This is a genomic window from Synechococcus sp. WC10meta, assembly GCF_047461475.1.
This window is the reverse complement of the sequence record NZ_JANSHF010000005.1, coordinates 14,609-38,437: the sequence shown is the minus strand read 5'-3', so window position 1 is coordinate 38,437 and position 23,829 is coordinate 14,609. Positions and strand designations below refer to the sequence as shown.

Here is a 23,829-nt window from a genome sequence, read left to right as displayed (position 1 = left end):
TCAATAAGACAGCCGATACCCTAGACCGCTGGGATGCAAGACAAAAGAGCTGTCTTGTCCCAAGGGAATCCCCTCTGCCTTGAGCGGAAAAGGCAGCTTTGGGGCTTCTTGCTCTGCTTGTTGGGATAGGCGGTAGAAGCTGCTACCCGCAGAGGGAACGGCAGAAGGTGCATGCTGCTGTTGCCAGCGCTGGTAGGGGTTGAGCTGGGCTTCCTCCAAGCTGAGATCTAGGGAGGCGGCGAGGGAAGACAGGGGCAAAGCGGCCACCTGCTCGGGATAGGCCCACCCTCTCAGCCCAAACGCTACAGCCAGAAGGCAACTGATCCTCCAAAAACCAGTGAAATGCCGGAAATGTTGCATAACTAGGCGCCCTGCTGCACTCCAAGAAGGCAGCTCCCAGCTTGCCAAGACGAAACCTAGAAAGGTGTGACCAGGATCCCAGGGCGTTTGTGATCTTGGCTTATCCAGGGCTAGGTTTACCTGGGCGATCCCCACGGCCAGGTTGCGTGTAGGCCTGCCAGGCCAGATCCAAAAGTCCATCCAACACCGCCGCTGCTACAGCGGGACCGCCTTTACGTCCCTCGGTGCGGATGTGGGGTACCATCGAATCGGCCAGCTCCTGCTTGGCTTTCACCACGTTCACAAACCCAGCCGGCGTCGCGATCACGAGGGCGGGGGCTACTTCCTTCGCTGTAATCAGTTGCACTAGGGTGGTGAGGGCAGTCTGGGACTGGCCGATGACAAAGATGGCCTCCGGGTAGCGCTGAGCCAGGGTCTGCAGGCCCCAGGCAGAGCGGGTCTTGTCCTTCTGGGGGCGGGTGACAGCTTCGCTGCCGCAGTAGATGGGGTTGGAAAAGGTGTTCTGCACAGCCCGCGCAATGCCCACCTGCACCATTGGCTCGTCCACCACGATGGTGGTGCGCGCTGCCAGGGCTGCCGCCCCTGCTTGCAGAGCCTCGTTGGCAAACCGGATGAGGTGGAGATACTCGAAGTCTGCGGTAGCGTAAATTACCCGACGCACCACCTCGTATTCGGCAGGAGAAAGCCCATGCTTGCCCACCTCTTGGTCGATAATCATCAGGCTTTCCGCATCGGTGACATGCCACTCCATCGGCTTTAGACCTCGCCCGCCGGCTACCCTTAACAGCAGCATTGTATCTTTGACGTCCTCCCCTGCCTCCTGCTTAAAGGCGGGGCCTCCACAGAGCTAGAGGTGCTTGTCTCTCCAGCCCCGCTAAGTGCCCTTGGGTAAACTCTCTGCCAGCCGATGCCCGCAGTTGGCAAAATTTGCCCTCTACAGCGCTTGCCCAAGCGCGTTCGACACCGGTTGACACGTCTGCACCTTCTCGCCCTGGCAGCGCGGAGCGCTCTATAAAGCCCCCCATTGGCGGCAAAACCGTCGTCTAGCCGGGAGGCCAGCCCATGGGTCGACCGCCGAGAACGTGAATGTGGAGATGAAAGACAGTTTGGCCACCGTCTTCTCCGTCGTTGATGACCAAGCGGTAGCCTTTGTCTAGGCCAGCTGCAGCAGCCACCCGTTGGGCTGTCAACAGTAGGTGCCCCAACAGCGCCTCATGCTCAGGTTTGGCCTGGGAAATCCGGGGAATGGGCTCCTTGGGCACCACCAGGATGTGGACAGGGGCCTGGGGAGCAATGTCTTTGAAAGCAATTGCCCTCTCGTCTTCGTAGACAATTTGGGCGGGGATCTCCCTACGGATGATCTTGCTGAAAACCGTGTCGCTCATGGGTGGTGACAAACAAGTTCTGCCCTTAGCCTACCTGTTTGTGACTCTAAACTGCCGTGGCTGCATGAGCTAGACTCTTTCTTCTATCCAGCTCGGTATCGGATTTTGGACGCTTGGCTTAGCAGAAGAACTAGGAGCAGGAAGGTGGAACTCGAGGCGCGGCCGGCCGACACCGTAAGTGAGGGTGTAGCTCCAGCTTAGGCAGCGCAGCCAGAGGCGCGGGTAGCGAGGCTCCAGCCAGAGCTGCAGGCGCCGCAGCAGCTTGGGGAACCAGCCCCCCAGCAAGGCCGAGAGCAAGGCCAGGCCGGTGTAGCCGAAATAGGTGGGTAGCCACTGGGCAAAGCCTTCCGCCCCCACCGCCTCCCAAATCCACAGCAGCAGCCGTGGGTTCCGCAGAGCTGCCTTGATGGCCATGCGGTTAAAGGCCAGCCAGCCAGCCCGGTCTTTGATAAAGTCGTCCACCACCTCTGGCGGCTCGGTAGTGAGAATGCCAAAGAAGCTGTTGAGGATGGCGTTGATGCGCTCGGGCGGCAGCACCTTACCGGTGGGCACCATCATGCCGCGAGAAAACAGCCAGGTCACCGCCGAGTTGCCCTGATAGGCGCGGATCTGGGCTAGGTCGGCCGCTTTGAGCAGATCATGGCGCAAGGCTGTGTCCAGTAGGTCACAAAGGCGGGGGCAGTTGCGCACCAGGGATCCAAACCCCGTAAAGCTCAAGGGCGATTGCAGGGCTGCCGCATCCCCAATCAAGAGAACGCGGTCGAAGGGCTCTGCGGGAGCTGGCTGCCGGCCAAAGCGTCCGGGGATATAGCCAAAGGTGGCCTTCTTCCACTGCAGGCGCTCTGGGTCACAGCGGCGGTACTCAGGCAGGATGGTGAAAAAGTCTTCATACAACTCCAAGAGGGAGCCCGGGTTTTCCGGGTGTACTTGGTGGTAGTAGAACAGGTAGAAGGTGAGATCCTCCCCTGGCCCAGGGAACAGTTCCCAGATCAGTTGTCGACCGCGGCTGATGTCCCCATGGCTGGCCAGGATGTCGCCAAACTGGGGATCCCAAACTCCCAGCTCAAACCCCCCTGCAATGGTAGCTCCCACCGTGGGGCAAACGCTGTCAAAGGCGCGGCGGCCGTAGAGCTGCTGGGCAATGGGGGAGGCCGTCCCCATGGCATCCACCAACAGGCGGGCTCCCAGGCAGAACTCTTCTTGAGTGGTTAAGTCCCTAACCACCACCGTGACGCCTTGCTCCTCGATATAGGCCCGCTGGAACTCACTGCGCTCGTAGATGGCGCCGCCGCAGGCTTTTAGGATCTGGCCGCAGAGCTGCAGGAGTTTTTCGGCATCGATGGCCAGGTTGAGCACCGTTGGCGTGTGCAGGACGGGCGCGCGTACAGGGCTGTTGCCATCAAAAAACTTGTTGAACCCATCGGTGTATTCCCGCAGAATCAGGCTCTCCATCTCCTCAGAGCTGAGGAGGCCGAAGTCCACCAGCGTCTGCAGCTCCCGCCGCGAGATGTTCCACTCCCGATTCATGCGGCCAAAGGGAAGCCGTTCCACCAAGGCCACACGGTAGCCCAGGCGGGCCATGGCCGCGCCGTAGATGGCTCCCAGGGCTCCGCCCACCACCACCAAGTCCCACTCCAAGGGTGCAGGTTGGGGGGCAGGCTGACGCAACAGCACCGGTGGCCGCTGAGCAGGAGGGGACTGTACCTCCTCCCGCCAGCGCCTCTCCCACCAGTAAACCCGCTGCAGGTCAAACTCGCCGTTGGGGATGCGGCGGAAATACTTTACCGTCTGCGGGTAAAAGGGCTCCAGTTGCTCAAAGATGGATCCCTGGCTGAGATCGATAGGGGGCAGCTGCGGGTAGCGGTGGGGAAACTGGCTTTGGATAGCCTTTTCCACTTCCTTTAGCCAGCGGCCCTGCTGGGGAAAAGGCCGCTCTGACCACTGGAAGATCTTGAGATAGGTGGTGTTTAGCCCCGACCAGAGGAAAACGGCCAGCTCCGCTCCAGATCCCTGTAGGCGCAGGCCGGTAGGAGTCAGCACCTTTTGGCTGCCCGTAGGCAAAGGCAGGTGCTCCTGCAGCCAGCGCAGCACTTGAGCGGTCTCTGGGCAAGGGATCTCGCGGTAGTACAGAGGCTTGAGCACAGGGCCAAGACACAAAAAGAAGCCAATCTTTACCCATTGTGACACGAGGGGAGGAGCGCTTAGGTTCCCAATGCCTCAGTAAGCCGCTTGGTGGGAGCCGACTCCAGGGCCTCAACCCCCGCCTAGGGGCTCTACGAAGCCGCAAAACATTGCTTCATCTCCTGCAGCACCTGAGCATCTTGAGAGGCAACTCTAGCGCCGGCTTGGGCAGCCCAGCACTTCAGGCTTTCGATCTGCTCGCGGGCAATGGAGGCCAAGGGCACGGTTTCGCGGATGGCCTGCAGGATGTCTTCCTGGGTGAAGTCTCGCCGAGCGCCACTGCCACTGCCCCCAAAGGCGTTGTACATGGCGTCCACGATAGCCTGCTCGATCTCGGCGCCGCTGAAATTTTGAGCTGCGGCTGCTAGAGCGTCCAGGTCGAATTCCCGCAGGCGGTTGGGGCGCAGCCGCTGCAGGTGTACCCGGAAGATCTCCTTGCGCTCGGCGTGGGTGGGTAGGTTAAGGAAAAAGATCTCGTCGAAGCGGCCCTTGCGCAACAGCTCCGGCGGCAAGAGGGGCACGTTGTTGGCAGTGGCCACGATGAAGACCGGGCTGGTTTTCTCCTGCATCCAGGTAATGAGGCTGCCGAACACCCGGCGGCTGGTGCCCGAGTCCCCGTCGGCGCCGCTGGTGATGTTGCCAAAGGCCTTGTCAATTTCGTCAATCCAGAGCACACAGGGGGCCATGGCCTCCGCCAGTTGGATCATCTGGCGCACGCGGCTTTCCGACTCGCCAACAATCCCAGCAAACAGCCGCCCAACATCCAGCCGCAACAGGGGCAGCCGCCACTCGTTGGCGATGGTCTTGGCCGAGAGGGACTTGCCGGTGCCCTGGATCCCCACCAGCAGCACCCCCTTGGGGTTGGGCAGGCCGTAGCGCCGCGCCTCTTCGGTAAAGGCTTCCTGGCGCACCCGCACCCAAGCCTTGAGATTGTCCAGCCCACCCACATTTTTCAGGGTCTCGCGGGCAGTGAAAAACTCCAGAATGCCCGTCTGGCGGATGGCCTGCTTCTTCTCCTCCAACACCAGGTCGATATCGGCCTCGTTGACCTCCTGCTTGGCGGCCAGGGCGCGGGCCAAAACGCGGCGGATGCGCTCTCGGCTTAGCCCCTGACAGGCTTTGACCAGCTGCTCGCGACCCAAGGGGCTGAGCTTAAGTTTTTCGGGAGCTACATAGAGCTGGATGAGGCGGCTAATCTCTTCGCTGTTGGGCAAGGGAATATCGACAACGGTGACCTCCTCGGCCAGGTCGCTGGGCACCTCCAGAGTATGGCTGAGCAGGATCAAGGTCTTGCGGGTGCGCTTGAGCTCGCGGCTAAGGTTTTTCAGCTCCCGCAGGATGGGGGCGTTTTTGTCGCTGGTGGCGTTGCGCAACACAAAGTGCGGATCCCGCAGCACAAACAGGGTGTCTTCCTGGGGAGCTGAGCGCCACACCCGCCCCAGGGCGGCCATGAGGGAACCCCGGTCTTCGCCGCTATCCTGCCAGCCCCGTACCACGTCCCAAAACAGCAGCCGCCGCGGCGGATCGGTTCTTTTGGCTACCTGCACGAGCACGGCATCGGCCGGCTCCTCTTCCGGGGAGACCAGGTAGATCAGGGGGTAGCGGGCCCGGATCATCAGATCCAGCTCCTGGATCAGCTCCCCTTGCACCTCAGTGGCAATCCCGCTCAGGCTGGGATCTCCGCCGCTTTTCTGGTTGCGATCCGTGAGCTCTCTGAGTTCTTTTGCCGACTCTGCCATCAGGGGGATGAAAAGTAGGCTCTTCCTCTTTCAGGATAGAGCAGGGATCCCTTGCAACTCGGCCAGCATGGCACGGGCGGTCTGGGTGGGATCCGCCGCCTCCATCAGGGCCCGCACCACGGCTACGCGACTGGCGCCTGCCCGCAGCACCTCCGGCAGGTTGTGGAGATCGATGCCGCCAATGGCAAACCAGGGCAGAGAGGCCTTCTCGGCAGCCAGGCGCACGTACTCCAGGCCCGCAGGCGGTTTTTCCGCCTTGGTGGGGGTAGCGTAGACAGGGCCGACGCCAATGTAATCCACGTCGCTGGCGAGGGCTTGGGCCAACTCTTCAGCGTTGGTGGTGGACAGGCCAATCAGGCGTTGGGATCCCAGCAGTTGTCGGGCTTGGGCAACTGGCAAATCCGTCTGGCCCAGGTGTACCCCATCCGCCTGGCTGACCAAGGCCAAGTCCACCCGGTCGTTGACAATCATCAACGCCTGGTAGCGGTCGCACAGTTGCCGCAGCTGTTTGAGATCCCAGAGCATCTCCCTGTCGGCCAGGTTCTTGCGGCGGTACTGGACCAAGGTCACCCCGCCCCGCAGCGCCTTTTCCACTACTTCCAGCCAGTGGGGCACCGGGCTGGTGACCAGGTAAAGACGGGCTGCCAACAGCCGTCGGCGCAGGGATCTGCCCAACAGCTCACTTTCAAGAACGTAGAGGTGGTAGCGCATGTCTTTGGCCAGCTTGGCCAGGCCAGGGGCCACCCACTGCTGGGATTCGGCCAGCTTGCCGTATTCTTCCAGCACCCGCAGCGCCTCCTGCACGCGGCTGCAATTGGCTTGCAACAGGTGGCTGAGATCCCGCCGCTCCTCCTCCTGGGGGTGGGAGAGCTGGGTGCCGGGGTCAGCAGGGGTGTCGCGGGCCAACCGCAGTGGGTTACTGTGCCAACGGGCTAGGGCCTGGCGCATAGCTTTGCACTCGCTAGCCAGCTCGCCGTTCTCCAGGCCAAAGCGAAACCACTCCTCCAATACCCGGAGCCCTTCGCGAGCGCGGTCAAGGTTGGCATCGAGAATCCGGGCGACGGCTTGTGGTTTCATGTCCCCTGCGCGTGGGAGTTTTAATCCTTACTCTAAACTGGAATAGTCTCTCCGGCACCTGGGCTAGCCCTTGTCCGAAGAGGAGGCAGGCTGTTGCCAAAGGGCGTTGAGGAAAGCCTGCTGGGGCGTGTGTCCCCAGGCAAACTCACGGGGGCCGCTTCCTTCTGGCAGGTAGGCCCAAGCGTAGCGCTCACAGGCAGGAAAGTAGCGGATCTCCCACCAGGGCTGGCCGGCGGCCACATCCTTCACCGCCCGCCAAAAAGGCCCCCGCTGACGGCTAAGACGGGTCTCGACGAAGTAGGGCCCTTCCAGGCGCAAGGCTTCCACCGCTGCAATAAACTCAGCTCGCTGTCGCTCATCTCGGATCATCGCCCCGGCTTTCTCTCTCAGATTGGCCCTATTTTAATTTCGGTAGGCTTTGGTAGGCTCGTTTAGTCTGGCTGGAGACGACAACCTCCCCCAGCAATGAACTCCCAAAATCTGGCGCGGGTGCTGTGCCTGAGCAATGGCCACGGAGAAGATGAGGTGGCTAGCCGCATTGCCTCAGCCCTCACCCAACGAGGGATCCCAGTGCAGGCCCTGCCGATTGTGGGGGAAGGGGTGGCGTATCGACGGCGAGGGATCCCGCTGCTGCCCCTGACCCAGGTAATGCCTTCGGGGGGATTTATCTACCAGGATTGGCGGCAGCTGTGGTGGGATCTGCGCGCTGGCTTGTTGGGCCTGACGAGGCAGCAACTGGCTCTGGTGCGCCGCCTAGCCAAGCAGGTGGAGCTGGTGCTAGCCGTGGGAGACATTGTGCCCCTAGCCATGGCCTGGTGGAGCGGGATCCCCTACGTTTTCGTGGGCACGGCCAAGTCGGACTACTACTGGCGGGATGAGCGGGGGCCCTACCGCCGCCCTTGGCTGGGCCAGCCGGCTTCCGATTACTTGCCCTGGGAGCGCTGGCTGATGGCCCACAGGCGCTGCCTGGGTTCTTTTCTGCGGGATGAGCTGACGGCAACTGGCCTGCAGCAACGGGGCCTAAGGGCCTTCTACCTGGGCAACCCGATGATGGACGACTTAGAGCCGCGGGGGGAATTGCCTTTGGATCCCAGCCGGCCTGCGGTGCTGTTGCTGCCGGGATCCCGTCCTCCGGAAGCCTACCGCAACTGGGCCTTGATGATGCAGGTGGTAGAGCAACTGCCGCCGGAAATCCAAGTCTATGCAGCCCTCAGCCCCAACCTGGAGCGGGATCCCCTTCAGGAGAAAATCCCGTCGCGGCGCCGCGACCTGCTGCTGGTGTGGGGAGATTTCGGCACCTGTGCTCACCGAGCTACGGTGGTGTTGGCCATGGCGGGGACGGCCACGGAACAATGCGTCGGCCTAGGAAAGCCAGTGGTCACCCTGCCAGGAGAGGGGCCACAATTTACCCCGCGCTTTGCCGAAGCCCAGACCCGCCTTCTTGGACCTGCTGTCCACCTCACTTCTCCCCAGCAGGCCCCCGCCGTGCTCTGCCAAATTCTGGACCGCCTAGCCAGGGATCCCGATTACGCCGCCCAACTGCGGGCCCACGGGCAACGGCGCATGGGATCCCCTGGGGCCACCCAGCGCATTGCCGACCAGATCACAGCCTTGCTTGCCGGTCCCCGGGACTAATCTGTGGCGGTTCCCCAACTGCTGCCGCACCCTTGCCCCTTTGCCTACGCTGGAGAAGGGGATCCCTTGGGTAGGTAGCCGGTTCTGCCTACTTGGAGGGCATTTTGGAGCAGCTAGAGATGACCTGGGACTTAGGGCGATTTTGGAACACCCTCACCTACTACGAGGTGCTACCCTTTGCCAGCTTCTGGCGCTGGCTTCAGAATGGCTTTCAAAGCCCAGAAGTTCCCTTTATGCCTCCTTCTCTGACGCCAGCCACTTCCCTTCCTCTGGTTCTTTTGGGCGATGGCCTGCCCGAAGGTTTGACAGAGGCGTTGCGCCAGCAAGGGGCGGAGGTGGGGCAGAGCCAGGACTGGGTGACAGCCAGGGTGATCTTAGGGCTGGGAGCGCCAGAGGTGGCCAGGGCCCACCTGGAACGGCTGCGCTGCAGCGGCCAAACGGAACAGATGCTCTTCGACTTCCGCCAGCCCAACCCCCAGTTGAACCAGTTCTGGGGCATCTTGGACGATGTGGTAATGGGTGGGGTGAGCCAGAGCCAACTGCTCTGGGGAGAGGGCGAGCTGCTGTTTACGGGCCAGGTTTCCACGGCCAACTTCGGCGGCTTTGTTTCCACGCGCACGCGCAATTGGCAGCCTCCCTTGGACGCCTCAGGGTTTGCTGGCCTGGAGCTGCGGCTGCGGGGCGATGGACAGCGCTACAAGGTTTTGCTCAGGGATCAAGGCGGCTGGGACAGCCCAGCCTACGCCTACGCCTTCGACACCACCCCTGGGGAGGAGCAGACCGTCCAGGTTCCTTTTGCCGAGATGGTGCCCACCTTTCGCGCCCGCCGGGTTGCCGCTACCCCCTTGAATACCCGCCAGATCTATTCGCTGCAGCTAATGCTGAGCAAGTTTGAAGCCGACGGCAGCCCTAACCCTCGTTTTCGGCCTGGGCCCTTCCAACTGGGCCTGCGCTGGATTGGGCTTTACCGCAGCGACCCCCTGCCGCAACTGATTGGGGTGGCCCAGGGATCCCTGTCGCCCGCGTGGGTGACGGCTCTGCAGGAGAGCTCCAGCCGCTGGTGTGGGGTGGAAATTCCCGCCGGGATCGAGGGATCTACCTTAGCCGCTCACCTGCTGCGCCTTTTGCGCTCGCCCGAAAGTGTGGGCCGGGTGGTGCCTTTAGAAGCTTTCCCTGGCTAAGCTTTGACCCACTGCTGGGATCCCTTTGGGCTGCCGACGAGGCTCGTTGGATCGGGCATCTCGGTCAGGGGTGGAGGGCTCTGGGCGTCCTGGCTGCTATTGCCCTGGCTGGGAGGATCCCGCTTTCCGACCTCTTCGAGACCCCACAGACCTTGGGGCTACGAAGTCAAGGATGGCGCGTCCCATCGGGAAGAATTGTGCTCGTCAAATCTCAGAATCGAGCTTGGCACCTTTTAGGTTGGCCCCTCTGAGCTGAGGACCTGTCAGTTCAGCTCCCCTCAAGTCGGTCCCGAACAATTCGGCCCCGCTCAGGTTGGCCTCCTCCAGGTTGGCCCCGCTTAGCTTAGCCCCGATCAGGTTAGCCCCGCTCAGGTCAGCCTTCTTCAGGTTGGCCTTCCTCAAGTCAGCCCAGCGAAAGTCTCGCTCGCCAGCTATATACTTTCCTCGAATATCCCCAACCTGACGTAGGGGGATCTGATATGCCTTTGCTGCCTGCACGTGGTGGAGATTGTCGGATTTCAGGAACGTCTCCCAAGCAGCGAACTTTACCTCCCACTCCTTGTCCTCCTGCAGTGCTTTCAGGAGAAGCTGGGCCCCTTCTTCCCCATGTTGGAGAGCATCTTTGAGAGCTCGGATTCTCACTTGGGGATCCGGCCTGGCCAGGGCTTGTCGAACAGCCACCAGGCCACCCATGGCCAGATCGAATCCACTAGGCCCTTGTCCGCCCAAGCCGGGATTGAAGTTTTCCATCACCGCACTGCCTCCTAGTGAGACATTAGCTAGTCCGCCGGGATACCCGTTAGCGCTACGCGCTGGGGGAGTGTGGAGGTAGACCTTCTATCTCCTTACCAGACGCGGCAGCCCCGTGTCCTTATTGTTGGCAGGGATCCAGCAGGTGTCCAGGCAGTGGATTGGGTGGCCACCGCTCTCCTGGCCAAGCTGCGTGCGGCGTTGCAGTGGATTCAAGGGATCCCGTTGGCTTCCTCTTCGTGACGGTCCTGTCCTTTCTCCTCTCCTAGAAGCTTGGCTCTCTTTTAATCCTTCTTCACCTGTGGCCCTGCTTTGCTCCTGATGCTGGCGGGTGTTGCAGCATATCCAGGGGAGAGCCCTCCACTTTTGCCAGCAGCTTGCCGGCCCAGAATAGGGGTTGGCCTCCACAGGCTTCGCTCGTTTGTACCCTATTTTTGGGTGCCCTTGAGGGAGCTGTCTGGCTAGCGATACCCGACTGCTTGGTAACCTGGGATCCCAGCCTGTAGCAGCCCCTTTTGGCTGTTGAAGAATATGGGCCAGTATGTGCTGCGTATTAGCGACCTTCCCCTTCGGGACCGCCCGCGCGAGCGACTGCTCAGCCAAGGGGCCAAAAGCCTCTCCCACGCCGAGCTGTTGGCCATTTTGCTCAACACAGGCCAGGGGCCGGGCAAGCTCTCTGCCTTGGGCCTAGCTCAATTGCTCCTCAAAAAACTGGAAGCGCAAGGAGATCCCCTTGCCCAGTTGCGCCAGGTGGAGGCCGGGGAGCTGCTTCAAATTGAGGGCATCGGCCCGGCCAAGGCGGCAACGGTGCTGGCAGCCATTGAGCTGGGGCGGCGGATCTTTTTGGCCCGACCACCTGAGCTGACGGTGATTGAATCGCCAGAACAGGCGGCCATGGCCCTAAGCGCCGACCTGATGTGGGAGGCCCAAGAGCACTTTGCCGTCCTGCACCTGGATATCAAGCACCGCCTCATCGGCCAGCAGATCGTAACGCGGGGAACCGCCACGGAAACCCTCACCCACCCCCGGGAAACCTTCCGCAGCGCCATCAAGCAGGGAGCCAGCCGCATCCTGGTGGCCCACAACCACCCCTCTGGCAGCTTGGATCCCAGCCCCGAGGATCTGGCTCTCACGCGGCAACTGCTGCAGGCGGGACAACTGCTGCAGATCCCAGTTTTGGATCACCTCATCCTGGGCGGTGGTCAGTTCCTCAGCCTGCGCCAACACACCAACCTCTGGCAGGAGTTTCCCCAGCCAGAATAAACCCCCACCCCCCTGACCTACTCTCCCTGGGGAGAGGAACTATCGGTCTCCAAAAGCGGCTCAAAGCGCATGCCCACCCTGAGCTGGCCGCCGTTGACCAGATCCCAGGCCGATTGTTCTTTTCTGCCAGGCAGCTGGGCCCGTCGGATTAGGAGGGATCCCTCGCCGGTAGCCACGTACACCCCTTCTCCCTTGGCCAGTCCCACGACTTCTCCAGGGCTGCCCTGGGGAAGAGGATTAGGTGGCGGGTGCAACTGAGGAGAGGCGGAGCGGACAATCTTAATCCGCTGCCCCTGCAAGCCGGTAAAGCAGTTGGGGGAAAAGGCGCGGATTTGATTGTGCAAAGCCTGGGCCGAGCGCCGCCAATCAAGCTGGAAGTCCTGTTTTTTGAGCAGGGGGGCGTAGGTGGCCCGCGAGTCATCCTGAGGAATGGGGGTCAGCTCTCCTTTTTCCAACTTCAGCAGCGTCTCCACCAACAGACTTGCCCCCAGTTGGGCCAGTTGGGAGGCTAGCTCCAAGCCGGTCTGCTCCGGCCCGATGGGCAGCTTGGCCTGCAGCAAGATGGCTCCTGTATCCAGGCCCTCGTCCATGAGCATGGTGGTGACGCCGGTCTCGGTCTCGCCGTTGGCAATAGCCCACTGGATGGGGGCAGCGCCGCGGTAGGCCGGCAGGAGGGAGGCGTGGACATTGACGCAGCCCAGCCGGGGCATCTGCAGCACCGCCGGTGGCAGGATTTGGCCGTAGGCCACCACCACAAACACATCGGCAGCCAGAGCCGCCAGCGCCGCCAGCACCTCCCCATCCCGCCGCAAACGGACAGGTTGCCACACGGGGATCCCCTGGGCTTGGGCAAGGATCTTGGTGGGCGGAGGAAGCACCCTCTGTCCTCGTCCCTGGGGCCGATCCGGCTGGCAGACCAATCCTACTACTTCAAAAGGAGACGGCGGCTGCAGGAGAGCCTGGAGCGAAGGTAGAGCAAACTCCGGCGTGCCAAAGAAGACAACCCGCATGGCCGACCCCCTAAGCCCTGCCCTTTAGTCTAGAGCGGCAGGGGAAGGCCGAGGGGGCTCGCCATCGGCAGCGTCGGCTGCTGGAGAAGGAAAGGGAGAAAGCCTGCCTGGGGGAGCCTGCCAAAAGGTGGGCTGTTTGAGATCGAATTCCTGGCTCCAGCTTGGAAAGAAAGAGCTCAGCTTTTGCCCAGAAAGCCGCAGCCGTTGCACAAAGGTCAATTCTAAGCGCGTTAGAACCCGCCGCACAAAATCCTTGGCCCAGGCCGGATCCGGCGCCTCTGCAGCCTGCAAGTTAATCTGCAGCCAGCCCAGCTTGGGATGCAGGTGAACCCGAGCGCGGATTCCTTCTGGGTGGAGCAAGTAGTTGAGCACCTCCTGGAGGGCCTCTTCATCCCCCTGCCGGGCACGGTACAAGGGGCTGTTGGGGTTGGGCGGCGGCTGGTAGCGCCACTCGCGGTGCCATTCCGGGATCCCTTCGTTGGGGGGAAAGCCGAACAGCTCCACCTGGCGCTGCCGGTAGCTCAGCGCCATTTCCTCTAGGGTTGGCAGGAGGCTCTCCAGCAGCCAGTCCGGATCCGGGAGGGGCTCCCCTTCTAAACGCAGCAACAGGCGGTGGCCGGAAAGACGCGCCTGGACTTGGAGAGAGCTCAACCCTAGGGCACTCAGGGCTGCCTGCAGGCGCGCCACCCTCTCCGACAGAGGAGGCTGGGGAGAAGCTGCAGAAGAAGTAGCCACTGGTGGAGATCCCTGGGTAGCTTCGGATCCAACCTAGCTCAGCGCCTAGAGTTGCTGAAAACCACTAGAGGGTTTGAGCAGGCTGAGGTTTAAGTCCCTGCCCCGCCTGCACGCAAACTTGCCCTTGTCGATCAAACAACGTTACCGCCAACGCTAGGGATCGGCCGGCGTACTTTTGCACATAGGCTGTTGCCCGCTCGCAGATTCGGCAAGCCAGGGCCTGTAGCACCGGCTCTGCCCAACCCAGGCTTTCTAGGTACTGCACTGCTGCTTCCACCGTTCCCAGCTCCAACAGCCGTCGCGCCTGCTCGGCTGCTCCCCCACAGCGGATCAAGGCTGCCACCAGAATCTCCAGGCGGGCATCGGCTACATGGCTGGAGGTGGTGAAGATGCCGCCTGCTAGCTTGATGAGTTTGCCGTGGTAGCCAATCAAGTGAACGGCCTCCGCCCCCCGCAGCGCCGCCTCCACCAGCAGCGGCCCTACCCAATTGGCTACCCGCAGGATTTGCTCTGCCGGGATCCCTTGCCGCAGGGCTACCTGTTGCCCGTGGCTGCCTAGGCAAAAGGCCAGCCGCCTGTGCTGCTCGAGCTTCTGTTGCAGCTCTTGCCGGGCTTGCTCCAGACTTTCGGCACTGGCAGAAGGCTCCACCTCCGCCCGTGTCCCCACCAGCGCTAGCCCCTCCAGCACCCCGAAAGCAGCATTGGAGGTGCGTTCTGCCAGCAGCTTGCCTTCCGGCAAGATGATGCGCACCCGCAGGCGATAACCCTCCGGGATCCCTGCCAAAAGGTTGACCTCAAACAGATGCCGGGCGTAGGCATAGATGGCTGGGCTGCCGTCAGCGTGTCGCCCTAGCCCCTCGCCAGCTTCTAGAAGCAAAGGGGGAGCGGTGGGATCTCTTTCCTCCAGAGCCACCCACCCCCAGACCGGCGTGTTGCGGGTGAGATCCAGGTGAGGGCCGGGATCCGAGCGGGTGATGGCTAAAGCGGTGTTCTCCGACAACGTGGCCACCTGCTCCACCGGGATCCTGACCGATCCCACCTCAGGCTCCACCTGCACTGCCACGACGGGACAACCACCCTCCTGGGGCAAGGGAATCTTGAGGAGGTGATGAAAGGCTGCCTTGGCAGCAGCCACTGCAAACACGGGCAAGGTGTAACCTCGCTGAGGGGAGGAGGGGAGGGAATCCTGCATTTTTTGTTCAATCGTTAAATGATCTGGGCGAAGGGAGGGAGGGATAGAAACCTGTCTCTTTCAATGGGAGTAAAGAGTTAAGAGCGGGGCAGCTATGAGCGAAACCTTGCAGCACTATTTTGAGCGTCTGGAGGGGCAAATTCAGGAGCTAAAAGCTGCCATTGAACGGCTGCCAGAGCAGGTGGCCGCTGCCCTGCTGGCGCGGCAAGAGGCCAAAAAAGCTGTGCCCGCCTCCTCCTGCTATAGCACCCTAAACGCCGACTTGGTTGGAGATGGGAGCCATAACTTTTTGCTGGAGGAGGATCCGCCTGTAGTCGGCAACCGCCAGCCGACCTATGATCTTGCCCCTGAGGCTCAGATCCAGCGCTTGAGCGCGCAGCTAACTGCTGCTTACAACCGCATTGCCGCCCTGGAGGAGCAGCTCTTGGCCCAGCGCCTGCGCAAATAACCTAGCGAGGTTTCAGGGCAGGAGCGGCAAGGGGATTAGCTCTGCGTTGCACATCCTGCATCTGGAAGCCATGCTTGCGCAGCTCCTGATCCAGCAGCAGTTCGTTTTCCACGTAATCAACAAACAGCACACCGTTGAGATGATCGATTTCGTGTTGGATGACTCGCGCTAGCAAGTCATCGGCTTGGATTGTGCGGGGCCGTCCGCTTTCGTCCTTAAACGACACCACCACTCCCTGGGCGCGTAGAACCTCACAGAAGACGCCTGGAATGCTTAGGCAACCCTCCTGAGCAGCCACCGTTTCGCCAAGGTACTCGCGGATCTCCGGATTAATCAGTACCAGCGGCGGCACTTCTGGCTTGTCGGGATAGATGTCCACCACAATCAAGCGCTTGGGAACGCCCACCTGTGGCGCTGCCAGACCAATGCCATCAGCGCTGTACATGGTCTGCAGCATATCGCGCGCCAATTGGCGGATCTCGTCGTTGACTTGGCTAATCCGCTTGGCCGGTTGCCGCAGCACCTTGTCCCCCATGCGATAGATGCGCAGCGGTGGGTTTTTGAGTTTAACTTTGGGGACAGAAAGCGTGGCCACCATCGGGCAGGTCTCTTACAAAACAAACATCAGCTTGTCTAGCTGGTCCCCTCATTCTACACTTGCTCAAACCCCGGGGACGCCTGGAAGTTAGGCCTGAGGACTCACGACTGCTCAGGGCTGTTCGGGGATCCCTGGGCCTTCTGGTCAAGGGCTTGCTTGAAGCCCAAGGCCACCAAAATGTTGGAGAGAGTGAGAAAAGCCTCTGCCCCTCCATGGAGGGGATCCACATTGGCTAAAGAAGTGCCGTAGTGCTTCTGGGCGTACAACCCTGCTGGGATGCTGACGGCAACAAAAAGCAGCAGCAGCCAAAAGCCCGCCACCGCCAAGCGCGGGATCCGGCGCAGCCGCGACAGGAAGAACAAAAAGAGCAAGTAGGGAAACAGAGAGAGAGCAAACAAGCTGTTCATTGCTTAGCTGGGATCTCGTTCCTCCGCCTGCTCGGCTCGCCAAATGCGGTAGGCTGCCCACGCCAGCGTACAGTTGCCCAGCAGGGTAAACCCAGCCTGAGCAGTCACCAGCCCCTCCAAGTTGGGGTCGTTGTCAAACCAGTGCCAGGTAATGGCACACATGGCTCCCACCAGCGCCGGCAGCATCGCCCAGCTCAGGCTTCGCCATTCGGGGCGCCCCGTTCGCTCCCCAAACTGCCACACCCAAACGATGGCCGCCAGCCACTCCAAGACGCTGGCCACGTGAATCCACCAGGTGGGAAATGAAAGGGCATGCATACACCCCTAGGCGTTGAGGAACTGGCGCAGCAACTGGCGATAGGTGGCCTCCTGCAGCAGCATTTGCTTGTGCAGCTTGACCAGGATGTCCTTAGCTTGCTCGGGACTCATGCGAGCCACCAGCATCTCAAAAGCCCGCTGGCGAAATTCTTGTTCCAAAGAAAGACCTGGCGTTTCCTCCATTATCGTCACCTCGAGAGGCTTGGGGGTAGGTCAGAGACTTGCTTTGGGCTATTCCAAACCTGCCCCTGACGCGCGACGCAGTCAGGATAACACATATCTTAACAATCTCCCTTAACAAGCTGCAATAAGATGCCAAGTCCTGGTAGCTAGGTGGGGGAGGGAGATCTCAACGAAGTAGCAGAAAAAGTCCAGTTCTACAGATTTGACGAGGGCGCATTTCGGATAGGGAGATGCGAAGCTTTTTGAGCAGGGATCCCTTTACGTCTTGTTATTTTGGGCAAGCGAGCAAGGCGCCATGGTAGAAGTGAAGTACCTTGAGCTGGGGCTGCTGCTCCTCCTGACCTGTGCCTTGCCTTCTTACATTGCTATGACCATTTTTGTGGGAAACCTAAACTATAAAGCTTCAACTGAAGAGCTCAAAGCCTTCTTCCAGCAGCGGTGGAACGTTAAGTCGGTTACGATCCCGAGAGACCGAGAAACCGGCCAGACAAGGGGTTTTGCATTTGTGGAGTTGGCCACCAAGGCGGAGGAAGAAGAAGCCATTAACGTTGCCAACGGTCAGGAATTTATGGGTCGGCCCTTGCGGCTAGAGTGGGCCCGGCCGCGCCGAGAGACTTAGATCCCAGGCTGGGCCTGGAATTTAGAGAAGGGCGGCTGAGATGGTGAGGCTGTTGCATTTTTCCGATGTCCATTTGGGCAGTGGTCTAGCCTACGGCTCCATCAACCCGGCCACGGGACTGAACACCCGCTTGGAGGATTTTGTGGCTTCCTTGCAGCGGTGCATTGACCTTGCCCTCGATCTAGCTGTGGACTTAGTTCTGTTTGGGGGAGATGCCTTTCCCGATGCGACGCCGCCCCCTCGGCACCAAGAACTCTTTGCCCAGCAGTTTCGCCGGTTGGCTGATGCCGGCATCCCGACCGTTCTCTTGGTGGGTAACCACGACCAATACGGACAGGGCCAGGAGGGCAACAGCCTAGCCATCTACCGGGCCTTAGGGGTGGCGGGGTTTGTCGTCGGGGATCGGCTGCAGACCCATTGGATTGAAACTCGCAGCGGCCCAGTCCAGGTGACCACCCTGCCTTGGCTAAACCGCTCCACCCTACTGGCCCGCCAAGAGGGCTTGGGCCTTGACCCTGAAGGGCTGACCCAGAAGCTGCTACAGCGCTTGGATCTGGCGCTGGAAGGGGAGGCCCGCAGGTTACGGCCCGGGATCCCGGCAATTTTACTAGCCCATGTAATGGTAGATACAGCCCGCCACGGGGCCGAGCGGCATCTTTCGGTAGGCAAAGGCCTGACGGTGCCCCTCTGGTTGCTGGCGCGGCCAGCTTACCAGTACGTAGCTTTGGGGCATGTGCACTGCCACCAGGTGCTCTGTCGGGATCCCTTGGTGATCTATCCCGGCAGCATCGAGCGGGTGGACTTCGGGGAGGAAAAAGAGGAAAAAGGTTGCGTAGTGGCAGAGGTTACGGCCACAGGAGCAAGCTACGAATTTTTGCCCTTGCCCGCCCGCGCCTTTCACACCATCCGCCTCGATCTCACCCCCTATCCCCCCCAAGAAGTGCAAGCCAAACTCCTGGAGGCCATTGCCAAGGCCCCTGTAGCCGGCTCCATCCTACGCCTCATCTACCGCCTTCGCCCCGACCAGCTCGATGGCATTGACGAGCGGGCTCTGCACCAAGCCCTTGCCCCTGCCTTCAGCTACACCATTGCCCCAGAAGTGGTCAGCCCTGGCCGCATCCGCTTGCCGGGCTTGGATCCCAGACATCTAGAGCCCCTGACGGCTCTGGAGCAGTATCTAGCTGACCGCAGCGATCTGGCCCCTTTGCGCAACGAGTTGCTGGCGGCTGCCCGTCAGTTGCTGGCGGAAGCAGCAGATCCCTTGCCGGAAGGGAATGCCAACGAGGAGGAGGTGGATCCTCCAAGCCCCGCCGACTGGGAAGAGCAGCAATTGCCCTTGTTCTAGGGCTCTGCCTCCATTGCTTTGACCTTTGTCGGTCAGAGGTGGGGAGCAGGGCCGCTTCTAAAGAACCTTTGCCGCGTGATCCGGATCACTTCGGGAGGGGGGGGAAACGGCAGAGACTGGAACTGGGTTGAAGTCGTTGGCAACGACGCTCTCAGCTCACTTCCAGGGAACTAACCTAGGCTGGCAGATCTCACCCTGCCAGTCTTTCCTTTTGTAGAGCTGGGGAGCCGTGGAAAGCAAGGGATCCCTGCAGTTATCATGTCACTGCCAGGCTCCGCCTCGACTTCGAAAGAAGCTGGAGGTGGAGTGGATTTGTCTCGAGAAAAGAAGGAGCAAAGGGCATGGAAAGCGTACTGAGATCTCTAGTGATCGGGGCAATTGCCGGTTGGCTGGCAGGGTCTATCCAGCGCGGCTACGGTTTTGGCCTGATCGGTAACATCATTGTCGGCATTTGCGGAGCAGTTGTGGGAGAATACCTTTTCAACTTGCTCGGCTTATGGACTACGGGTCTGCTGGGGAACTTGGTGATGGCAACCGTTGGGGCTCTGGTTTTGTTGGCGTTGCTCAACTTTCTTCGCCGGGCTTAACTTCTCCAAGGGGGGTACGTCGCCAGCGGGCAGGGATGGCTGACGTGACGCTGCTTTTTTTGGTTGGCTGTGGATCAAACCCGTGTCTGGTTCAGATTGCCGGGTAAGGAGCACCTCTGCTCAGGCCGGAAGCTGTCATTAAAAAAAGGGGGCCATAGAGCCCACCCCTCTTCCGTGACCTACTCCCGGCACTGAGTACAGCGCAGGGCTCAGCTACCCCCACCACCCCCACGAGCTAAAGCCGGGATGGCAGAGGGGCAGCTAGCGGTGCAGGTAAGTGTAGGCCCGCAGGTTGTCTTCAAAGTGCTGCTGCAGCGCCCTAGCCTGCTCTAGAGTGATCTGCCCCCTTTGTAGAGCGGCTTCAGTGGCGTGGTGCAGGGCTTCCACCAGGTCTTCGCTGGTGTATTGCACCCAGCTCAGCACCTCAGCAATCGTGTCTCCCTTGATCACTTGGGAGACGTGATAGCCGCCAGGACGGGTGCGGACATGCACCGCGTTGGTGTCGCCAAAGAGGTTGTGCAGATCCCCCAGGATCTCCTGGTAGGCACCCCCCAAGAACACCCCCAGCAGGTAGGGCTGCCCGTCGGGATCATGCAGCGGCAAGACCGAGGTGATTTGGCCGTCTTCGCCAAAGAAGCGGTTGATCTTGCCGTCGCTGTCGCAGGTTAGATCCGCCAAGGTAGCCCATTGGCGCGGCTCCTCGTCCAGACGGTGGATGGGCATGATGGGAAAGACCTGGCCGATGGCCCAGCTATCCGGCAGGGACTGGAACAGGGAGAAATTGCCGTAGTAGATGCTGGCCAGCATCTCGTCCAGCTCCAGGAGATCTACAGCCACGGGCTGTCCTGCCTGGTACTGCTCGTAGGCCAAGGTGCAGATCTTGTCGGAGCAGTTCCAAAACAGCCGCTCCACCTCGGCCCGCTCCTGCAAGCTGAGGGATCCCTCGATGAACTGGCGCAGGGCAGCTTCTTTTAGCTCCTGGCAGCGGCGATAATCGGCCACTAGGGTATCGGGCCGGATCTCGTAGTAAAGCTGGTTTAGCTTCTGGATCACCTCTGCATTGGAGGTGAGGTGGGTAGGCATGGGGTAGGGGCTAGCCACATTGACATCCTGCACGTCAAAGACCAACACCGACTGGTGGGACATCAAGGCCCGCCCGCTTTCGGTAACCAGCACCGGTGGCCGGATCCCATGCGGCTGCAGGGTGGTCAGCACTGTCTGTACCACGGTGGCGGCGTAGTCCTCGACGCTATAGCTCTGGGAGAAATGACTGGCGGACTGGGATCCGTCGTAGTCAACCCCTAAGCCGCCGCCGATATCCAGGTAGCCCATCGGCGCCCCCAGCTTGACGAGTTCAATGTAGATCTGGCTGGCCTCCCGCACAGCCCGCCCGTGCACACTCGCCATCGAGATCTGCGAGCCGATGTGGTAGTGCAACAGGCGCAGACAGTGCAGCTTGCCGACTTCCCGCAGCCGTTCCACCACCTGCAAAATCTCCGTCGCTGTAAGGCCAAACTTGGCCCGATCCCCGGCCGAGGTGCCCCAGCGCCCGCTGCCTTGGGTAGAAAGCTTGGCCCGCACCCCCAGCATGGGATCAATGCCCAGGTGCTCGGCAGCCTGCAGCACCAGCTCCAGCTCCTGCAGCCGCTCCAGGACGATGATGGGCGTGCGCCCCAGCCGCTGGGCCAAGAGGGCCGTTTCCATAAAGTCGCGGTCTTTGTAGCCATTGCAGATTAGCAAAGCCCCGGGAGTGTCCAGTAGAGCTAGGGCAATCAACAGCTCCGGCTTCGATCCCGCTTCCAGGCCAAAATGGTAGGCGCGACCGTGCTTCACCACCTCTTCCACCAGGTGGCGCTGCTGGTTCACCTTGACCGGGTAAACCCCCCGATAGACATTGGGGTAGCCAAAGCGCTCAATGGCCTGCTGAAAGCTCTGGCAAAGCTGCCGCATGCGGTCAGCCACAATCTCGGGAAAGCGAATTAACAACGGCAACTGCAAACCCCGCGCCACCAGATCCTTCACCAGGTGGTACAGGTCAATGCCCGGTTCCTGCTGCTGTAGGCCCTGTGGGGTTACCTCCACATGACCGGCGGCGTTGATACGGAAGTAGGGCTCCCCCCAGTAGCAGATGCGATAGAGCTTTTCGCTGTCTCGCAGTGTCCAGGGAGAACGAGTCAAAGTCGGCATAGCAGTCCCCCAGCTACCGAGATGTGAACAGCGCAGGATTTCCGCACAGAATCCACAATATATTGCTCTATTTCAGAAGGCGTCAAGATTTTTCTCAAGCAGGGACGCTGTGCCGGAAACCGCCTAAGCCTTGCCAGATAAGGCTTTGGGCTTGAGAGCTCCTTGAAAAAGGCTCTAGCGGCAAGCTCTCTCTTTCTCTTTCTTTTGCTGTTTTTCTTAGTCTTTCTCACTAATGCTCTTTTTTGCCTCGATGGATCCCCGCTGTAACCCTGCGGGGAAGGGCACGAACGCCTGGCTGCTCCTCAGCAAAGGGGTGATTGGCGACGTGAAGTTGGTCTGGGCCTGCAACTCTTGCGGTGGCGGCCCTGGATGAGTTTTTCTCCCCACCCCCGAAGCTTCGACTCCCCAACCCCGCAGGTACGGAGATCCGTAATAGGTCGGCTTTTCAACCCCCAGAAATGGGCGGCATTCTCGCCCTAGCGTTGCCAACCACCTGGTTAAGATCGGCTCAGGAAATGGCTAAGCCTTTGCCAGATTTTCGCAAGTTGGCTGCCCAAGCTACCCCACAAGCGGATGGGCTGGCGGCGGTAACCGAAGTCCTGTACACACAAAGAGGAGAAGAAGGAGCCGATGGGAAAAGTTGTAGGAATTGATCTGGGCACAACCAACTCGGTTGTCGCCGTAATGGAGGGGGGTGTCCCCACGGTTATTGCTAATGCCGAGGGGAGCCGCACCACACCCTCGGTAGTTGCCTTTACCAAGGATGGGGAGCGCCTGGTGGGTCAGATGGCTCGTCGCCAGGCAGTGCTCAACCCCGAGAACACCTTTTACTCCGTCAAGCGGTTTATCGGGCGCAAGTACGACGAGGTGGGCGCCGAGGCCAGGAGGGTTCCCTACCAGGTGCGGCGGGATGAGCGGGGCAATGTCAAGTTGTACTCACCCCGCATGAACAAGGAATTTGCCCCCGAGGAAATCTCGGCCATGGTGCTGCGCAAGCTGGTCGAAGATGCCAGCCGCTACCTGGGTCAACAGGTCACCCAAGCCGTTATTACCGTGCCTGCCTACTTTAATGACTCCCAGCGGCAGGCCACCAAAGATGCAGGCCGCATTGCTGGCTTGGAGGTGCTGCGCATCATCAACGAGCCGACAGCGGCTTCCTTGGCCTACGGCTTGGATAAGCGCACCAACGAGACCATCCTTGTCTTTGACCTGGGCGGTGGTACCTTCGACGTCTCCATTCTCGAGGTAGGAGATGGGGTCTTTGAGGTGAAAGCCACCAGCGGCGACACGCAACTGGGCGGCGACGACTTCGACAAGAAGATCGTCGACTGGATGGCCGAAGAGTTCAAGCGCATGGAAGGGATCGACCTGCGGCAAGACCGGCAGGCTCTGCAGCGGCTAACAGAAGCTGCGGAGAAAGCCAAGATTGAGCTGTCCAGCGTCTTGGAGACCACCATCAACCTGCCCTTCATCACTGCCACCGCCGACGGTCCGAAGCACCTGGAGCTGAAGCTCTCGCGCGCCCACTTTGAGCACCTCTGCGCCGACCTGCTAGAGCGCTGCAAAGGTCCGGTGGAGCAGGCCCTGCGGGATGCTAAGCTCACCAAGGCTGACATCAACGAAGTGGTGCTGGTGGGTGGTTCCACCCGCATTCCGGCGGTACAGCGGTTGGTGAGGGAACTGCTGGGCAAGGAGCCCAACCAAACCGTCAACCCCGACGAGGTGGTGGCTGTCGGCGCTGCCATCCAAGCCGCGGTGCTGGCGGGCGAGGTCAAAGACGTGCTGCTCTTGGATGTCACTCCCCTGTCGCTGGGGGTAGAAACCCTGGGCGGTATCGCCACCAAGCTGATCCCGCGCAACACCACCATTCCCACCCGCAAGTCGGAGATCTTCTCCACAGCGGAAGATGGGCAGACCTCGGTGGAAATCCACGTGGTCCAAGGGGAGCGGGAGTTGGCTCGCGACAACAAATCGCTGGGCCGCTTCAGGCTGGAAGGGATCCCACCCGCTCCTCGGGGTGTGCCCCAAATTGAGGTGACCTTTGATATCGACGCCAACGGCATCCTCAAGGTAACGGCTAGAGACAGGGGGAGCGGCAAGGAGCAAAGCATCTCCATCACCGGCGCCTCCACGCTCGATAGCAAAGAGGTGGAGCGGATGATTGCCGAGGCGGAAAAATACGCCGCCGAAGACCGCGCTCGCCGCGAGAAAATCGAGCGCCGCAACAAGGCCGACTCTCTGGCCTACCAGGCCGAGCGGCAGTTGAAGGAGCTGGGAGACAAGATCTCCTCCAGCAAGCGCAGCCAAATCGAAACCCTGGTGCGGGAGCTGCGGGAGGCCATCCAGCGCGATGACGACAGCGCCATCCAAAGCAAGGAGCGGGAGCTGCAGGAGGCTCTCTACGCCATGAGCAGCGAGCTCTATCAGCAAGCTGGCGCTTCCTCTAGCTCCACTGCTAGCGCAGGGAAGACTGCCGGCGGCAGCGATGACGTCATTGACGCCGATTTCACTGAGGCCAAGTAACCCCTGCGGGATCCCTCTAGGAAGGAGGGATCCGGCTTCTGGTGCCAGTTTCAACAGGAGGAGGGAGGGAATGGGCAAGGGTCACTAGCCCGCCTCCTTCCTTCTT

25 protein-coding genes are annotated in these 23,829 nt (G+C 60.8%); 9 read left to right on the top strand and 16 right to left on the bottom strand.

Annotated elements, in window-relative coordinates:
- From NW804_RS03730 to NW804_RS03700, 7 genes are all read right to left on the bottom strand, one after another.
- Complete coding sequence (locus NW804_RS03730) at positions 1–258, bottom strand: hypothetical protein (protein ID WP_414422892.1); 258 nt, start codon at positions 256–258, stop codon at positions 1–3.
- 202 nt (positions 259–460) lie between these two features.
- Positions 461–1,111 (bottom strand): precorrin-8X methylmutase, encoded by a 651-nt coding sequence (locus NW804_RS03725; RefSeq protein ID WP_414409859.1) that lies wholly within the window; start codon positions 1,109–1,111, stop codon positions 461–463.
- Positions 1,112–1,403: 292 nt separating this feature from the next.
- Positions 1,404–1,745, bottom strand: coding sequence for a histidine triad nucleotide-binding protein (locus NW804_RS03720; protein WP_414394984.1), 342 nt, complete (start codon positions 1,743–1,745; stop codon positions 1,404–1,406).
- A 69-nt stretch (positions 1,746–1,814) separates the two neighbouring features.
- Entirely contained in the window at positions 1,815–3,887 is a 2,073-nt protein-coding gene (locus tag NW804_RS03715) for an NAD(P)/FAD-dependent oxidoreductase (RefSeq protein WP_414422891.1), read from the bottom strand.
- Positions 3,888–4,018: 131 nt separating this feature from the next.
- Complete coding sequence (locus NW804_RS03710; protein ID WP_414405306.1) at positions 4,019–5,542, bottom strand: AAA family ATPase; 1,524 nt, start codon at positions 5,540–5,542, stop codon at positions 4,019–4,021.
- A gap of 153 nt (positions 5,543–5,695) precedes the next feature.
- Positions 5,696–6,742 carry a thiamine phosphate synthase gene (locus NW804_RS03705; protein WP_414405240.1) on the bottom strand — a complete coding sequence of 349 codons (1,047 nt, stop codon included), beginning with the start codon at positions 6,740–6,742 and terminating at the stop codon, positions 5,696–5,698.
- Between the two features lie 63 nt (positions 6,743–6,805).
- Positions 6,806–7,111, bottom strand: a complete 306-nt coding sequence (locus tag NW804_RS03700; RefSeq protein ID WP_414422890.1) for a hypothetical protein — start codon at positions 7,109–7,111, stop codon at positions 6,806–6,808.
- A gap of 96 nt (positions 7,112–7,207) precedes the next feature.
- On the opposite strand from NW804_RS03700, the gene NW804_RS03695 reads away from it, so the two are divergent.
- Both NW804_RS03695 and NW804_RS03690 read left to right on the top strand, forming a co-directional pair.
- A complete protein-coding gene (locus NW804_RS03695; protein ID WP_414422889.1) occupies positions 7,208–8,377 on the top strand; it encodes a lipid-A-disaccharide synthase-related protein in 1,170 nt (389 codons plus the stop codon).
- Positions 8,378–8,496: 119 nt separating this feature from the next.
- Positions 8,497–9,558 (top strand): CIA30 family protein, encoded by a 1,062-nt coding sequence (locus NW804_RS03690; protein WP_414422888.1) that lies wholly within the window; start codon positions 8,497–8,499, stop codon positions 9,556–9,558.
- A gap of 204 nt (positions 9,559–9,762) precedes the next feature.
- On the opposite strand, the gene NW804_RS03685 is transcribed toward NW804_RS03690, so the two are convergent.
- Positions 9,763–10,308, bottom strand: a complete 546-nt coding sequence (locus NW804_RS03685) for a pentapeptide repeat-containing protein (RefSeq protein WP_414420816.1) — start codon at positions 10,306–10,308, stop codon at positions 9,763–9,765.
- Positions 10,309–10,380: 72 nt separating this feature from the next.
- Here NW804_RS03685 and NW804_RS03680 point away from each other — a divergent pair, with 72 nt between their 5' ends.
- Together NW804_RS03680 and radC are read left to right on the top strand one after the other, a co-directional pair.
- Entirely contained in the window at positions 10,381–10,551 is a 171-nt protein-coding gene (locus NW804_RS03680; RefSeq protein WP_414420817.1) for a hypothetical protein, read from the top strand.
- A 288-nt stretch (positions 10,552–10,839) separates the two neighbouring features.
- A complete protein-coding gene (gene radC / locus NW804_RS03675; protein WP_414395154.1) occupies positions 10,840–11,571 on the top strand; it encodes a RadC family protein in 732 nt (243 codons plus the stop codon).
- Between the two features lie 17 nt (positions 11,572–11,588).
- Here radC and fmt read toward each other — a convergent pair whose 3' ends face one another.
- The 3 genes from fmt to cbiD all read right to left on the bottom strand — a co-directional run bounded on the left by fmt (position 11,589) and on the right by cbiD (position 14,508).
- Positions 11,589–12,581: a methionyl-tRNA formyltransferase gene (fmt, locus tag NW804_RS03670; protein ID WP_414422887.1), complete on the bottom strand. Its 993-nt coding sequence runs from the start codon at positions 12,579–12,581 to the stop codon at positions 11,589–11,591.
- 24 nt (positions 12,582–12,605) lie between these two features.
- Complete coding sequence (locus NW804_RS03665) at positions 12,606–13,316, bottom strand: hypothetical protein (RefSeq protein WP_414405234.1); 711 nt, start codon at positions 13,314–13,316, stop codon at positions 12,606–12,608.
- A 64-nt stretch (positions 13,317–13,380) separates the two neighbouring features.
- Positions 13,381–14,508, bottom strand: coding sequence for a cobalt-precorrin-5B (C(1))-methyltransferase CbiD (gene cbiD, locus NW804_RS03660; RefSeq protein WP_414422886.1), 1,128 nt, complete (start codon positions 14,506–14,508; stop codon positions 13,381–13,383).
- Between the two features lie 94 nt (positions 14,509–14,602).
- Here cbiD and NW804_RS03655 point away from each other — a divergent pair, with 94 nt between their 5' ends.
- Positions 14,603–14,956, top strand: coding sequence for a hypothetical protein (locus NW804_RS03655; protein ID WP_414394997.1), 354 nt, complete (start codon positions 14,603–14,605; stop codon positions 14,954–14,956).
- A gap of 1 nt (position 14,957) precedes the next feature.
- On the opposite strand, the gene def is transcribed toward NW804_RS03655, so the two are convergent.
- From def to NW804_RS03635, 4 genes are all read right to left on the bottom strand, one after another.
- Positions 14,958–15,554: a peptide deformylase gene (gene def / locus NW804_RS03650; RefSeq protein ID WP_414409728.1), complete on the bottom strand. Its 597-nt coding sequence runs from the start codon at positions 15,552–15,554 to the stop codon at positions 14,958–14,960.
- Between the two features lie 101 nt (positions 15,555–15,655).
- Positions 15,656–15,961, bottom strand: coding sequence for a DUF3593 domain-containing protein (locus NW804_RS03645; RefSeq protein WP_414395000.1), 306 nt, complete (start codon positions 15,959–15,961; stop codon positions 15,656–15,658).
- Positions 15,962–15,964: 3 nt separating this feature from the next.
- Positions 15,965–16,279, bottom strand: coding sequence for a DUF2499 domain-containing protein (locus NW804_RS03640; RefSeq protein WP_414395001.1), 315 nt, complete (start codon positions 16,277–16,279; stop codon positions 15,965–15,967).
- A 6-nt stretch (positions 16,280–16,285) separates the two neighbouring features.
- Complete coding sequence (locus tag NW804_RS03635; protein WP_414395003.1) at positions 16,286–16,462, bottom strand: NblA/ycf18 family protein; 177 nt, start codon at positions 16,460–16,462, stop codon at positions 16,286–16,288.
- Between the two features lie 295 nt (positions 16,463–16,757).
- Between NW804_RS03635 and NW804_RS03630 the strand changes: the two genes are divergently transcribed.
- From NW804_RS03630 to NW804_RS03620, 3 genes are all read left to right on the top strand, one after another.
- The gene (locus tag NW804_RS03630; protein WP_414412443.1) at positions 16,758–17,081 is read left to right on the top strand and encodes an RNA recognition motif domain-containing protein; all 324 of its coding nucleotides are present in this window, start codon (positions 16,758–16,760) and stop codon (positions 17,079–17,081) included.
- Positions 17,082–17,121: 40 nt separating this feature from the next.
- Positions 17,122–18,426: a metallophosphoesterase family protein gene (locus NW804_RS03625; RefSeq protein WP_414405229.1), complete on the top strand. Its 1,305-nt coding sequence runs from the start codon at positions 17,122–17,124 to the stop codon at positions 18,424–18,426.
- 341 nt (positions 18,427–18,767) lie between these two features.
- Entirely contained in the window at positions 18,768–19,013 is a 246-nt protein-coding gene (locus NW804_RS03620) for a GlsB/YeaQ/YmgE family stress response membrane protein (protein ID WP_414420824.1), read from the top strand.
- A 261-nt stretch (positions 19,014–19,274) separates the two neighbouring features.
- Here NW804_RS03620 and speA read toward each other — a convergent pair whose 3' ends face one another.
- Entirely contained in the window at positions 19,275–21,200 is a 1,926-nt protein-coding gene (speA, locus tag NW804_RS03615) for a biosynthetic arginine decarboxylase (protein ID WP_414405228.1), read from the bottom strand.
- A gap of 630 nt (positions 21,201–21,830) precedes the next feature.
- Here speA and dnaK point away from each other — a divergent pair.
- Positions 21,831–23,723 carry a molecular chaperone DnaK gene (gene dnaK / locus NW804_RS03610; RefSeq protein ID WP_414409726.1) on the top strand — a complete coding sequence of 631 codons (1,893 nt, stop codon included), beginning with the start codon at positions 21,831–21,833 and terminating at the stop codon, positions 23,721–23,723.
- Positions 23,724–23,829: the final 106 nt, after the last annotated feature.

Excerpts from the sequence above, each read along its gene's own strand:
- dnaK (WP_414409726.1), top strand. The coding sequence starts at position 21,831 with ATGGGAAAAGTTGTAGGAATTGATCTGGGCACAACCAACTCGGTTGTC.
- radC (WP_414395154.1), top strand. The coding sequence starts at position 10,840 with ATGGGCCAGTATGTGCTGCGTATTAGCGACCTTCCCCTTCGGGACCGC.
- NW804_RS03640 (WP_414395001.1), bottom strand. The coding sequence starts at position 16,279 with ATGCATGCCCTTTCATTTCCCACCTGGTGGATTCACGTGGCCAGCGTC.
- NW804_RS03725 (WP_414409859.1), bottom strand. The coding sequence starts at position 1,111 with ATGGAGTGGCATGTCACCGATGCGGAAAGCCTGATGATTATCGACCAA.
- NW804_RS03700 (WP_414422890.1), bottom strand. The coding sequence starts at position 7,111 with ATGATCCGAGATGAGCGACAGCGAGCTGAGTTTATTGCAGCGGTGGAA.
- NW804_RS03625 (WP_414405229.1), top strand. The coding sequence starts at position 17,122 with ATGGTGAGGCTGTTGCATTTTTCCGATGTCCATTTGGGCAGTGGTCTA.
- NW804_RS03635 (WP_414395003.1), bottom strand. The coding sequence starts at position 16,462 with ATGGAGGAAACGCCAGGTCTTTCTTTGGAACAAGAATTTCGCCAGCGG.
- NW804_RS03705 (WP_414405240.1), bottom strand. The coding sequence starts at position 6,742 with ATGAAACCACAAGCCGTCGCCCGGATTCTCGATGCCAACCTTGACCGC.
- fmt (WP_414422887.1), bottom strand. The coding sequence starts at position 12,581 with ATGCGGGTTGTCTTCTTTGGCACGCCGGAGTTTGCTCTACCTTCGCTC.
- NW804_RS03645 (WP_414395000.1), bottom strand. The coding sequence starts at position 15,961 with ATGAACAGCTTGTTTGCTCTCTCTCTGTTTCCCTACTTGCTCTTTTTG.
- NW804_RS03630 (WP_414412443.1), top strand. The coding sequence starts at position 16,758 with ATGGTAGAAGTGAAGTACCTTGAGCTGGGGCTGCTGCTCCTCCTGACC.
- def (WP_414409728.1), bottom strand. The coding sequence starts at position 15,554 with ATGGTGGCCACGCTTTCTGTCCCCAAAGTTAAACTCAAAAACCCACCG.
- cbiD (WP_414422886.1), bottom strand. The coding sequence starts at position 14,508 with ATGCAGGATTCCCTCCCCTCCTCCCCTCAGCGAGGTTACACCTTGCCC.
- NW804_RS03695 (WP_414422889.1), top strand. The coding sequence starts at position 7,208 with ATGAACTCCCAAAATCTGGCGCGGGTGCTGTGCCTGAGCAATGGCCAC.
- NW804_RS03720 (WP_414394984.1), bottom strand. The coding sequence starts at position 1,745 with ATGAGCGACACGGTTTTCAGCAAGATCATCCGTAGGGAGATCCCCGCC.
- NW804_RS03690 (WP_414422888.1), top strand. The coding sequence starts at position 8,497 with ATGACCTGGGACTTAGGGCGATTTTGGAACACCCTCACCTACTACGAG.
- NW804_RS03710 (WP_414405306.1), bottom strand. The coding sequence starts at position 5,542 with ATGATCCGGGCCCGCTACCCCCTGATCTACCTGGTCTCCCCGGAAGAG.
- speA (WP_414405228.1), bottom strand. The coding sequence starts at position 21,200 with ATGCCGACTTTGACTCGTTCTCCCTGGACACTGCGAGACAGCGAAAAG.
- NW804_RS03620 (WP_414420824.1), top strand. The coding sequence starts at position 18,768 with ATGGAAAGCGTACTGAGATCTCTAGTGATCGGGGCAATTGCCGGTTGG.
- NW804_RS03685 (WP_414420816.1), bottom strand. The coding sequence starts at position 10,308 with ATGGAAAACTTCAATCCCGGCTTGGGCGGACAAGGGCCTAGTGGATTC.
- NW804_RS03655 (WP_414394997.1), top strand. The coding sequence starts at position 14,603 with ATGAGCGAAACCTTGCAGCACTATTTTGAGCGTCTGGAGGGGCAAATT.